Origin of the sequence: Klebsiella sp. MISC125 (genome assembly GCF_051131775.1) — a bacterium.
In the GTDB taxonomy this organism is placed as follows: Bacteria; Pseudomonadota; Gammaproteobacteria; order Enterobacterales; family Enterobacteriaceae; genus Klebsiella.
Genome location: NZ_CP180448.1, coordinates 1,511,752 through 1,524,104, shown reverse-complemented (window position 1 = coordinate 1,524,104; position 12,353 = coordinate 1,511,752). Strand labels below are relative to the sequence as shown.

General features: G+C 37.3%; 14 protein-coding genes and 1 pseudogene. 7 read left to right on the top strand and 8 right to left on the bottom strand.

Annotation, left to right across the window (positions count from 1 at the left end; translation table 11 throughout):
• Positions 1–445 precede the first annotated feature (445 nt).
• The gene (locus ACMYSL_RS07300; RefSeq protein WP_434662010.1) at positions 446–2,599 is read left to right on the top strand and encodes an AAA family ATPase; all 2,154 of its coding nucleotides are present in this window, start codon (positions 446–448) and stop codon (positions 2,597–2,599) included.
• Positions 2,600–2,650: 51 nt separating this feature from the next.
• On the opposite strand, the gene ACMYSL_RS07295 is transcribed toward ACMYSL_RS07300, so the two are convergent.
• The 8 genes from ACMYSL_RS07295 to ACMYSL_RS07260 all read right to left on the bottom strand — a co-directional run bounded on the left by ACMYSL_RS07295 (position 2,651) and on the right by ACMYSL_RS07260 (position 7,788).
• Entirely contained in the window at positions 2,651–4,108 is a 1,458-nt protein-coding gene (locus tag ACMYSL_RS07295) for a relaxase/mobilization nuclease domain-containing protein (protein WP_434662009.1), read from the bottom strand.
• Positions 4,105–4,479, bottom strand: coding sequence for a plasmid mobilization protein (locus ACMYSL_RS07290; RefSeq protein WP_200024126.1), 375 nt, complete (start codon positions 4,477–4,479; stop codon positions 4,105–4,107). The genes ACMYSL_RS07295 and ACMYSL_RS07290 overlap by 4 nt, the downstream gene beginning before the upstream one ends.
• Positions 4,449–4,739, bottom strand: a complete 291-nt coding sequence (locus ACMYSL_RS07285) for a hypothetical protein (protein WP_049099482.1) — start codon at positions 4,737–4,739, stop codon at positions 4,449–4,451. The genes ACMYSL_RS07290 and ACMYSL_RS07285 overlap by 31 nt, the downstream gene beginning before the upstream one ends.
• Positions 4,736–4,912 (bottom strand): hypothetical protein, encoded by a 177-nt coding sequence (locus tag ACMYSL_RS07280; RefSeq protein ID WP_020231151.1) that lies wholly within the window; start codon positions 4,910–4,912, stop codon positions 4,736–4,738. The genes ACMYSL_RS07285 and ACMYSL_RS07280 overlap by 4 nt, the downstream gene beginning before the upstream one ends.
• On the bottom strand, positions 4,909–5,283 hold the full coding sequence (locus ACMYSL_RS07275; RefSeq protein WP_434662007.1) for a hypothetical protein: 375 nt from the start codon (positions 5,281–5,283) through the stop codon (positions 4,909–4,911). Before ACMYSL_RS07275 ends, ACMYSL_RS07280 begins: the two co-directional genes overlap by 4 nt.
• Positions 5,284–5,743: 460 nt before the next feature.
• Entirely contained in the window at positions 5,744–6,019 is a 276-nt protein-coding gene (locus ACMYSL_RS07270; protein ID WP_071883304.1) for a hypothetical protein, read from the bottom strand.
• Positions 6,020–6,030: 11 nt separating this feature from the next.
• On the bottom strand, positions 6,031–6,318 hold the full coding sequence (locus ACMYSL_RS07265) for a hypothetical protein (RefSeq protein ID WP_020231154.1): 288 nt from the start codon (positions 6,316–6,318) through the stop codon (positions 6,031–6,033).
• Between the two features lie 1,266 nt (positions 6,319–7,584).
• Positions 7,585–7,788, bottom strand: coding sequence for a helix-turn-helix transcriptional regulator (locus tag ACMYSL_RS07260; protein WP_074181212.1), 204 nt, complete (start codon positions 7,786–7,788; stop codon positions 7,585–7,587).
• A gap of 788 nt (positions 7,789–8,576) precedes the next feature.
• On the opposite strand from ACMYSL_RS07260, the pseudogene ACMYSL_RS07255 reads away from it, so the two are divergent.
• The 6 genes and pseudogenes from ACMYSL_RS07255 to ACMYSL_RS07230 all read left to right on the top strand — a co-directional run.
• Positions 8,577–8,934 (top strand): annotated as a pseudogene (locus ACMYSL_RS07255) (phage integrase central domain-containing protein); the annotation flags it as partial.
• 174 nt (positions 8,935–9,108) lie between these two features.
• The gene (locus ACMYSL_RS07250) at positions 9,109–9,840 is read left to right on the top strand and encodes a GntR family transcriptional regulator (protein ID WP_434662004.1); all 732 of its coding nucleotides are present in this window, start codon (positions 9,109–9,111) and stop codon (positions 9,838–9,840) included.
• Entirely contained in the window at positions 9,837–10,274 is a 438-nt protein-coding gene (locus tag ACMYSL_RS07245) for a PTS sugar transporter subunit IIA (protein WP_434662002.1), read from the top strand. Before ACMYSL_RS07250 ends, ACMYSL_RS07245 begins: the two co-directional genes overlap by 4 nt.
• A gap of 2 nt (positions 10,275–10,276) precedes the next feature.
• Positions 10,277–11,059, top strand: coding sequence for a PTS mannose/fructose/sorbose/N-acetylgalactosamine transporter subunit IIC (locus ACMYSL_RS07240; protein WP_434662000.1), 783 nt, complete (start codon positions 10,277–10,279; stop codon positions 11,057–11,059).
• Positions 11,052–11,831, top strand: a complete 780-nt coding sequence (locus ACMYSL_RS07235; RefSeq protein ID WP_434661999.1) for a PTS system mannose/fructose/sorbose family transporter subunit IID — start codon at positions 11,052–11,054, stop codon at positions 11,829–11,831. Before ACMYSL_RS07240 ends, ACMYSL_RS07235 begins: the two co-directional genes overlap by 8 nt.
• A 28-nt stretch (positions 11,832–11,859) precedes the next feature.
• Complete coding sequence (locus tag ACMYSL_RS07230; RefSeq protein WP_434661997.1) at positions 11,860–12,351, top strand: PTS sugar transporter subunit IIB; 492 nt, start codon at positions 11,860–11,862, stop codon at positions 12,349–12,351.
• The last annotated feature ends 2 nt before the right edge of the window (positions 12,352–12,353 follow it).

Sequence of the window (12,353 nt, the reverse complement as noted above, 5' to 3'; positions counted from 1 at the left end):
CTAAACAACTCTGATTCAAATTATGGATTAGAATGCATCACGCATCTAATTTATAGTATGAATACTGAGTTCACTTCATAATACCATATAAAATTACAGCCTGATATTAAATGCTATAACAGGAACGATTAATGATATATTATTAATCTAATTGTGAAGTATATATTGTCAGCTCAATGACCTCATTGCCTTCGCCCACTTTCCTTATACTGCATTAATTGTGTTTGTTAGGGTAAAGCTTCTTGGTCATGTGCCCTAAACTGCAACCCAATTTCTTATAAAAGCTGTTTTCTTCGGCGCTCACACTATACAAAATCTGGTAGATAGCAAAAAGTATGACTTAGCTCTATCATTTTACATTCAATCTCTGTTAGAAATTTCAATGTGTTTGAGTTTGTAGGCACTTCAATAAACTTGAAGAATAATCGTTGATTAGGAAATTATCATGAAGATTATCATATCAAAAGTTAAGAAAGGAAAAATATTTACTGACGAATACTTAAACCTGACTCAAAATAATGAATTAGATTTTGGGAAAAGGAAAACCTGCGTTCTTTATGGACCCAATGGCACGGGTAAGACAAGTTTATCAAAGGTATTGAATAGAGAGCAAGATGCCGAATACTCAATGAATATAGATGGTGTGCAATTCACAGAGAAAAATGATGCTATAGCTCATATCATTTCTGATCAAAATGACAGAAATATTATTCAAGGTGAGACACAGGACTTTATTCTTGGCGAGGACATAAAAAAAGAATATGAGCTTAAAGAAAAAATCAATAATAGCTTCATTAGCATATTCGAGAAAGATCTTGTTGACATATTAAAAAAAGATTATCAAATATCGAAGATTAAGACTAATTTTGATAGTCTTATTCAAGACAAAAAGATACTTGGATATATATCAGATATTGCAAACAGTCGCTCAAGGGGCAAAAAAATTGATCGGGAGGATTTTATCAAAACAATCCACGAATTCGATTTAAATGATAAACCAGATTATGATGAAGGTAAGTTAAAGTTTTTCATTGACGATTTTTCCAGAGATGATTCGATTATAAGAGCATTATCAAGTTATAACTTCAAATTTAATGGAAAAGAAAATTGCATAGTTAAACTTGAAGAACAAGGTGAAGCATTATCGATATTGAAAAAGTTTAATTACATAGATGAATGTTTAGTTTGCGATCATCCAATTAATGTCAATGATAAATTGGCTGAAAAAAATGAGCAATATGAAAAGACATCAAACGGAATGGATGACCATGAAAAAGAAATTGCAGAAAAGATTGTAAAAAACCTATCACAAACCGATCCATTCATTATCAAAGATAAAGTTAGAAATGCGATAAAAAAATCCGACAAGTCGTTCATATTGGAATTAATAACAGATTTCAATAAATATAGAGAAATATACTGGCAATTACTTAAATATGATTTTCTCAATATTTCAACCAACAAAGGACTAAAGGAGGATTTCTCAGCCTACAAAGAGTTACTAAAAAACAAACCAACATTTGGCAGTGAAGACATTTTATTTATTGAGCAGTTTTTAAATGAATCTCTTGAACGAGAAATTTCATTAGTTCGAGATGCGGAAAATAATATTAGACTCACTTTGGGGGGAAGAGATTTTTTAAACAAAAATCGTAAAGATCTAGAATTAAGTAATGGAGAACAAAATTTTCTTTCACTAGCATTTGAACTGTTAAAAGCAAAAAATTCCACGTGTAAATTAATAGTTCTTGACGATCCTATTTCCAGCTTCGATTCAATTTACAAAAATAAATTAGCATATGCAATATTAAGTTTCTTATCATCTAAGAAAACATTGATTCTTACACACAATACAGATTTAATTAAACTGCTCGAACACCAAGAAAAACAATGTTTAAACCTTTATTACTTTAATAATGTTGCTGGTGAACAAAACGGATTTATACCTATAAATCAAAATGAAATGTCCATTCTACTTTATATCCATGAGTTTTTGAGGGTTTTACGAGAAGATATAAAATCTGAGATTGAAGATGAAAAACAATTTCTAATATCTCTAGTCCCATTCATGCGTGGACTTTGCCAAATAATAGGATTACCCGAAGAAAAGAACAAATTAACGCAGTTAATGCATGGATATTGTGACGAAAAAGTGAATGTAAAAGACATTTATGAAAAATTATTTTCTAATAACGTATTAACTAGAGATCATGAATTATCAGCAAAGGATGTGATTTCGTGGGATTATAAAAACTTTAATCCACTAAAGAATGGAGTTTACCCATTATTATCTAAAACATTAAGGCATACTCTAACATATCTTTATTTACGTCTGAGCGTTGAACATCACTTAGTTGATAAATATAATATCAATACAAGTAAACATGATATGTTATCCAGTATAATTTTTAATTCATTTAAAGGTAGTGAGCCTGAAAAAATTCAACATCGCGTATTTTTCATGTCTAAAAAAACTCTTTTGAATGAGTTTAATCATTTTGAAATGGATATGAATATTTTTCAACCTGCTATAGATATAACAGATAAAGCCTTAATCAAGGAACGGGAACAGATACTAAACAGATTAAAAGAAATATAATTTTTAACTGTAGGCACTCCAAAAGTGCCTACAGTTTCATATATAGTTAAATCAAGGCTTTTTAAAATACATCTTTTTTTCTTTTGAAATAACATTTCTTTCTTCAGTGCTTTCTTTAAAATTTTCTTTTAATCTCTTTTTAAATCTATTTTCATATTGAACTAAGTAATCAGTTTTTTTCTTTAAAGATTCTTTAATCAGCTTCTCTTTATTTCTGGGCTGAATAAGGGGTTTTATGATACCTAATCTCTCCCTTACTTCTTCGATCTTAGCTGCTCTACTATTGAAAGTGCTACGGCCTTTGAGTCTAAAGTTATTCGTGGCTGTTGTGGCTGTTTCTGCATGATCAAGTATCCTACTGATAGAACCGCTATCAGATTTATCACGCCAACTATTGAGGCCATTTTTATTATAAGTTTTGATTGGTTCTTTATTGTATTGTCTTTTAACTCTGTTGAGTATTTGTGCAGCTTTTTGTGTTGTTCTTCTAACTTTATGGCTTGCTGATCTATTATATTTTTCGCTGAGTTTAAAGCTGTTGTTGTTGCTTCTAATGAGTTGTTCACTCTTGTTAGTGTCTGTTGTGTCTGATTTAATGCTGTGCTGACAGACTCTGATAGTATCATCATCGATTCTGATAATGGTTCTATCGTCATTGATATTTGGTTCAATAGGTGATCGTCCAATACTATTTTCGTCATCTGTTTTTCTTGCTGCGAATCTTCTAATGAGTTCATCATCTCTATTTTTGTCATATTTCACCTTACCTTTAATAGTGTTCCAGCTAAATTTTTTACCTAATGAAGATCCCTTAAATGCTATATCATTCAAACTGAATGAAACCCCCGCCACGTTGCCAGTGCTGGCAACATTGAACCTCGGTTCAATGCCTACGGCCTGTATTCTGTCTATAAAAGTCTGCAGGTCTGGTTTACCCAACATAGCCGCTTGTAGCGCGTTCTGAAGCACTATACGAGCTGGTTTCTCACCTGTACGTAGGGCTTGCTCGATCTCGTTCTTGGTTGGTGCTGATACGTCTGATTTTTGCTCCTGTAAGCCTTTAGTAATGGTTAAGCTGTGCTTTACTTCTAAACGTTCACAAGCTGCTATTGTTTTAAATGCTGAGTGCTGACCATGCCATACAGAACCATCAAGGCCGATCCTGTTTGCTACAATATGAATATGGTCTTGATCTGTATCTTTATGACGCACACAAATATATTGATATTTTTCTATATCAATATTCATTTCTTTCAAATAGTCTTTTGCTATCTCCTGCCATTTTTCATCTGTTAATTTTTCATCTTTTGGAAGAGATAAAAATGCATGAAAGACTGGTTTTTTTATATCTTGTCTAAAGCCGCTTACAGTTTTAAACTCATCAGTTAACTCACTAACGTTATTTTTATCTGCTGACATATTGCTACAAATAAAACTGTGATCATCTTTTAATATATAATCTACCCTATTTTTAAATGATCTCCCTGTTTTAGCTACATTCCCTTTCATATATACCCCAAGTTTTTATTTATTTCTATTATCCTTCTACCAACCTGTTTTATATTAAAGTTGAGTTTATCAACCTCATTTTTATCAAAATACTCATTACCATTTAGTTTCTTTGTTGCTTGGTTTATATTATTGGCAACTGCTGAAAGCTGCATGTATGTTTTTTGATTTATTTCAGGCATTTTTCTTTTAACAATAGGTTCAGAGTTTAAAATCTCTTTCCTAATGTAATGGCCTCTTTCAAGACCGGATGCCTCAACAAGTTCTTTTAAATATTCAAACTCTGCTTTGTTTACTCTAAACTGTATAGATATATCTCTGCGTTCTTCGTGATTTAATTCTATACGCCCTCTTTTTCTGTCTGTTCGCATTCTTTATTCCTCTGGATAATGTAATCATCTGTTGCTCTTATGTAGTCGTTATCATTTTCAATAATTAATGCTTCAATAAGCTCATCAGCTTTATTCTCTGTAATGTATCTATTGGCTACAAAATAACACAAATCTCGCTCATCACTATTGATTTCATTAAATGGTATATCTTTGTTTTGTTCTATGTAATAAAAAAACCTTGCCAGTATTTCGAGCTTATATTCTATAGTCATACTATTCATTAAGTTTTCTACATTCATGTTCTATTATTCCTTTTGTATTTAATCAGTGCTTTCTTATCTATCATTTTTCTAACTTCTGATATTGCTTGCTTTGCTTCGCTTGAAGAGTTTGTTTTTCCAGTACAGCTACGGATCATAAAACCTCCCAACATAATACAAAGTATTACCATTGCTACAGACATAATCATCATAATATTCTTTTCTCCCTGCCTAAAAACCTAAATAGTGTATTATAAGAACCTACCAATGAAATATCTTCAAACCACAATATAATATGTTCAGCTAAAGCAACCTTAGCCCTATTTGATAATTTATTTATTATCTCCACTGCTTCGTTTAAATCTTTTATTTCAACATCTCTATTTGCTTCATCTCTTGCCTCACCTAAAAAATAGATACTCGCTTCAAGATAATACCTTAAATAATCCAAGTCATAATGTTCATATTTCACAAATTCTTTTTTTGTGTCATCATCACCCAGTATGGCATTAGTTAAATATTGATAATGCTCAATTAAAATTTTCCCATCTATGTTATTTATAAAACCTAAATCATCATTCATTTTAAATACTCCTATAATATTAAACTGTATGGTTTACCGCCTCCCCTTTGACAAGGGGATTAGGCGGAAGGGTAGATCTTTTTCAACCCTACGAGCAAAGCGAGATAGGGCAATCCGAAGGATTGGGTAAATAGCGGATACGCTATTACACCTTGCCTCAGTTTCCGAAAGCTAAAAAATAAAAGCTGAACTCAACTTATATTTAAATAAATAACCGATCTAAAAAACTAGTCAATAGCGGCTACATAAATAAATACACTGCACGATAAATAAAATGCAAATAAAAGATAGAGTAAACAATATATTGTCTTTATGGCAACTTTGGGGGGAAATCGTCAAGGGCTAAATCGTGGGGTCCCGCTTGCGGGTTCCGATTTAGTGCTTGATGATATAGAGGAGGAAATAAAATTTATATGGGTGATGGTTCGACACTTCGAGCCATCACCTTGGAAGACGTATTTTACATTCTCCTTCTGAAAGAAATCCTGTCAGAAAAAGCCAACTTGCTAATAATAAACCCAACAATCGCAATAACAAATAAACTAATATTACCAGCCATTATTCCTGAACTCATACCAATCAAAACTGATAATATTAAGGTGCTGAATACTATTAAAAATACGCACCAACCCGGCGGAGCACCGTATAATACAGTTGCTTGACATCCAGTGCATACGTGAACCCCTTTCTGACTTTCTTTTAGACAGTATGGGCATTGAATGGTATTATTTTCCATTTCCTACTCCTCTAATCTTTCTTAAAAACCGCACCTTGGTAAACAACTCCATCTTTGACTTTTTCGATTTTAAAAGTCCAAGATCCGAGATTTTTGTTTTGCGTTTTGGCGATATAGATGGGTTTCTTGCTTTCATCCCAGCTTTTAACGGTAAAAACACCATCGCGAAACTTGATCACATCTTTCTGAATATCAAGCCTGACGCCAAACTGTTGATTAACATAGTTGCCATAGATGCCATCATCGCCACACCCTGCTAACAGGACGGCAAGACCTGCCACTAACATAAATTTCCGCATACCTTTTCCTTCATTGGTAAGACACAGGCCAACGCTTGGCCTGTAAACGTCTTAGAATTCAATTATTTTGATGGTTCGTCATATCGTTTGTACCGATCGAAAATCACACCATGATAGGTTAAAACTATCGCAAACAAATAATCGATCGTTTATATCAATTAAAAACCGATCGATCTGGCATCATTTGATTGTCAAAAGCTATCAATATCTAATTATCGATCTTTTATACCGATCTATTCCTGTTAAGGATTTGGATCTAGAACGGGCAACAGCGGGAAAATTTCTATGATGGGATATCTGGCGCGAGACTTTTTTTTATATCTTTTATATATGGTTTTCTTTTTACTTTATTAGGCTTCGCCCTATATATTTTTTAGATCTAGTTCTACTTTATATTTTATTGGTGCCATAAAACAAGGCACCTTTGCTATAAACAAAAACAGCCTTACTGAGAGTTATATACTGCCTTGTGTTCGCCCCCGAAAAGGGGACTTCATCCAAGGCTTCGCCTCCTGAAATTTTCAACTTATTTTGTTGAAAATATATCAAGATTGGCGAAAACCAAGATGAAAAATATGACTTCACCCAAGTTGATCTGGCTTAAAGCTCTACATCGTTTCCAATGTAGGACACCCTACGACACCCCCAGATTCGTTCATGCAGATTAATGTATTGTTATCCCCTATTTATGCTGTAAACAAAGGTAGGGCTTTCTCATAGCTATTCCATATACAACTTCACTTATCTGTTTAGAACTTCGCTTCGGGTTGGTATTACGTCGCTTCCCCTTCTATACCTACAACCAACAAAACATACGGACATCTCTTATTAGCGACTCGCGCTCAATTGCTCCACATATGTAGACCTGATACAAAGGTTTATAATTTGATTGCTTTCGAGGACATTAAAGATTCTGGAAGTGGTATTTAAAAGACTTGTAAAAAGCTCAGATTTAGATTTGACAAATATGAAAAGATTATTTAATACTTTATTATATTTGTAATCACGTTAATCCTCTAACTGATTACAAGACTTAAAAAAGTCAGCGAAAACTTTTTTAGTCCTTAAAAAGTCAGATTTAAAATCTGGCTTTTTTTGTATCTTTACTTTTTATAGATCTTATATTTTAATAGTCAATAGAAATAAAGAAATATTTCACAGCATCATTATTAATGCTGAAATAAATGAAGGTCAGATATACATCTGACCTTTAGTTTAATATGGGTTTGTTATTCATACTTGGCCCTAAACGCTCTACAAACCAAATCACGCTGCTTTATTACGAGACGAGTAAATCATTTGGTCAATCCATTCATCAACTTCACTTTCTACGAACCTGATTGCTCGATCACCTAGTTTTATAGGTGCGGGGAATTGACCACGACTGATTAATCGATAAATCCAAGCTTTAGAAAATCCGGTTCTTTCCAGCACTTCAGGCAAACGGATAAATCTTTTTCTTTCTGTCATACATTTCTCCATTGTTGTTTTGATGGATGCAGTATCTTCAGATCGCTTATGGCGATCAACTCTCAAAAAGCACGAATTGATCAATGAGTGGTGTTTTTTTATGCAGATTTGTAAGAAGAGCTTTGAAAGCAAGCCAGCATAGGCTTAGTGGGACTTTTGCAAAAAGTGCTATTTTTCCGACCTATGCAAGTTTTTTAATAAAAAGTTATTTATCAATGAGTTAATTGGTTTGCGATTTAATTCCGTACTATCCCCCTTTATAATTCTTGTTTAGCACATTGAGAAGACTTAGTTGGAGGTAAGATCTTGCATACGGGAAATAGCCTCTGGATCAGAAAGGCTCTGTTTCGTGAGTTCAACTCCTCAACGCTAGCAGTATCTAAGATTTTAGCTCTGGAATAAGTAAAATCAGTGATGACGCCTTTTTTTGGACCCTTTATTGAACCCTTAATGAACATCTATAAAAAAATAATGATATAAATCATATAGTTGATAAATAAAGCACAGGGACGCCAGCACCAAAATTCTCCATCGGTGATTACCAGAGTCATCCGATGAAGTCCTAAAAGCCCGCACGGCGCAAGCCCTGCGGGCTTTTTTGTGTCTGCAATTTGTCCCGCGAAGTCCGAAGAGAACTGATTAAATCCGAACCTTGTAGGCCCATTGGTAGGTCCAACGTAAAGAACTATTGTTTTCGTTGGGCCTAAAAGCCCAGAGACGACTCATGGCAAGACAAACCAAGCCGCTAACGGATTCGGAAATCAAAGCCGCAAAGCAGAAAGCGATGTTTTCCTGCAATTGGCAATATAGATGTCACCGATATCAAAACCCATAAATTGGTTCAGGTGGTGCAACCGGTGCAAGGCAGAGGTGTGTTAGAAACTGTCCGTTGCCTTTTCCAGCACATCAGTGAAGTTATAATTTATGCGCAAAATACAGGCCTGATTTAGTAGCGTGCTCATCTCACATGGATTGCCCTTAATCGCCAGTAACATCCTTAACACATAAAGCCCCCCGCCTGATGTCATTGAAGCCGTATTTGCGCATGTCGATAAAAACGAGGTACGACGCGTCTTTAACCGAAGTGATTATCTTGAGCAACGTCGCCCGATGATGCAGTGGTGGGGTGATTTTATTAAAGAGTAGATAATGAAGCGATCTGCCCCCGTTGATTAACACACCGCCTTATGCGAAGCACATCACATTCCAGGAAATAACTTAACAGGTTAACCGGTTAAGTTGATTTGGGATGTTGATTGTACAAATCCATGCAGGTATCGTAAGTCTACAAAATTAAATACAACAGATACCGGCGAAATAATGAAAGCAACTGTACAATCAACGAAATACCTGGTGATAAAAGCGGCCCTGGTAGATGAAATAAGAAATGGCACATTTAAACCAGGAGAAAAATTTTACAGCGAGTCTGAATTAAAAGAACGCTACGCCGTCAGTTCAGCCACGGTGATTCGGGCAATTCACGAAATGGTGAATGAAGGCTATCTAATTCGCTATCAGGGTAAAGGCACCTTCGTGTCTAAAGCAAAACGCAATGAAAGTATCATTTTTTCTGAATCAGACCGCGATATGAAGGGAATGCAGTCGGTAAAAATCATTGACTGTACGACTGAGAACGATTCCTCTATCCAGGAAAAACTCGGGCTTAATTCTGATGAAAGTTATTATCGAATTTCCCGACTAAAATTAGATAGTGGAAAACCTTATGCCTTTCAAATATCACATATCCCGGTACGTTATTTTGACAGCAAATTGATGGTCAAGAACTCAGCGCTTAATTCAATTTATGAGGCCTTTAAAGTTAATCACGGTCTGGATATGTACGCAATGCCCTATCGCCAGACAATATGTGCAATCACCGATATTGATACGCATATGCAAAAACACCTTGAGCTTTCTTCATCCCAACCGGTGATAGTCATGAAGCGCTATACCTACGATGAACAGTCGCGAGTAATTGAATATATTGAAACCTATAAACGATTAGAATCATTTTACATCGAAATCAGAACACCAGATAAGGGAGCAGGATGAATCAACTATTATTAATATCTCATGAAGGATATGCCAGCGGTGCCAGACAGGCCACAGAATTAATTCTGGGACCGCAACCAAACCTCCACACATTCGAACTAGATGGTCAAAAGGGAATTGAAAAATTTAGAGAAGAACTTACAGAAAAAATCATTACGTTAAATACCCAAAAAGAAAAAATAATTATCCTCGCAGATTTGAAAAATGGCTCTCCCTACAACATCGCAATGGAAATCATTGCTAAAGAAAGCCTCTGGGATAATATCATCCTACTGTCAGGAATGAATTTAAATTTAATACTCGAAATGGTTATGGTGATCGATGACGAGATCACCCCTAGCATACTGGATGAAATAATGAAAACTGCATGTGATGGTATTCATCATTTACAGCGTTCATCGCTGTTCACAAATCTTGATGATGGAGATGAATAAATATGGAGCATATAGCGGTCTGGCAGATAGTATTATTGACACTCTATTCAGGATTAGCAATTTATGACGGTAATAACACCACGTTGGGTTTAGTGAAACCCGGCATGGCTGGTTTTTTTGCCGGGGTGATTATGGGCGACATGACAACGGGACTCATTGTCGGCGGCACGTTAAACCTGCTGGTATTAGGCGTGGGTAATTTTGGCGGCGCTTCCATTCCCGATTATATGACCGGGGCTGTACTGGGGACAGCGTTTGCTATCATCAGCGGTCAAGGCGCCGCCTTTGGGGCAACCATTGGGGTACCGATAGGCTTGCTGATGGTCCAGTTGGATATTCTGGCCCGCTTCACCAACACCTTTATTCACCATAAAGCGGATGCGCTAATCGAGACAGGTCAGGTAAAAGCTGCGGCAAGACTCAACTTGCTTGGTCAGGTACCGATATCTCTCTCACGCATGCTCCCCGTCCTGCTGGCGTTGATTCTCGGAGCCACCTTTGTCAACGACGTGGTGACATGGATCCCGGACGCCATCATGAACGGCCTGAAAGTGGCTGGCGGCGTACTGCCGGCATTGGGTATCGCTATTCTTCTGCGCTATTTACCCATCAAAAAGAATGTCACGTTCCTGATCCTGGGTTTCTTTCTCGCCGCGTATCTCAACATACCGGTACTCGGCGCGGCATTGATGGGTCTGGCGATTGCCATCTACGTCTTTAATGCTGAGAAACAGGAAACGCAATCTACCGTCCCTTCAACAAATGGAGCAATGGGTGATGAATAAAGTCTTAAAACGGGTGTTCTGGCGCTGGTTCCTGTTTGGTCAGTCTGGATGGAACTACGAAAAAATGCAGGGTCTGGGCTATCTGTACAGCATCTACCCATTCCTGGAAAAAAAGTATCAGCAGCCGACTGAGCTGAAAGAAGCGGCAAAAGTTCACAGCCAATTCTTTAACACCAACAACACCATGGCGCCAGGAATACTGGGGGTAAATATTGCCCTCGAAGAACAAACGGGTCTGGCGGGAAAAGATGCCATTACCGGAATTAAGACTGGCCTGATGGGACCTCTGGCAGGTATTGGCGACACTTTGTTCTTTGTTATTCCGACCACGATTATCGGCTCGGTCGCCTCCTATCTTGCATTGCAGGGTAACCCGGTGGGGCTGATCCTCTGGCTGCTGTTTGCCCTGGTTCGTCTTCTGTTTATGCGTTTTAGCATCAATAAGGGCTATCAGGAAGGTGTCAATCTGTTGAGTTCATTGACCAACAGCCTGAATAGAATCACCCGAGCGGCCAACATTCTCGGACTCACCGTCATCGGGGCGCTCATCCCCTCGGTGGTTAAGGCAAAGCTAAACTTTGAGTTCAGTTACGGAGAGGTCTCTCTGAAGCTTCAGGCCATTGCCGATCAGATAATGCCGGGGCTTATTCCCTTGTTGGTAGTGGCGTTCACCTACTGGCTGCTGGGTCTGAAAAAAATGAATTCAACGCGGGTGATTTTCATCCTGATTGCCCTCGGCATCGTCGGATATAACCTGAATATTCTCGGTTAAATAAACGTAATTATCTTAGGAGATAACCATGAAAGGTATCGTACATATTCGTGTCGACGATCGACTGATCCATGGCCAGGTCGCTACCCGCTGGGTGAGCCACTTTAATGCTAACCGTATTATGATCATTGACGATGCGGTCGCAGCAAACGATGTAGAGAAAATGCTGCTTCGCAGCGCAGCTCCCGAAGGCTGTAATACCTCTATCCTGTCATTTGACAAAGCCAGCGCCAATATTCTCGCTGGTAATTACGACGGCCAGCGCGTTCTGATACTGCTGAAAACACCGGAAATTGCCCTACAAATGGTGAATAGCGGTATCGCGCTGACCCAGTTGAACATCGGTAACATGTCGAACAAAGAGGGACGCAGTCAGATCAAACGCTCGGTAAGCGTCAGTGAAGTTGAAGCCCAGGCGATCGATGCTCTCCTGACAAAAGGCGTCACCGTCACAGCGCAAATGACGCCGGAAGAGCCGGATACCTGCATCACCGCCTTTTTGAAAAACGATAAGGGATAGGG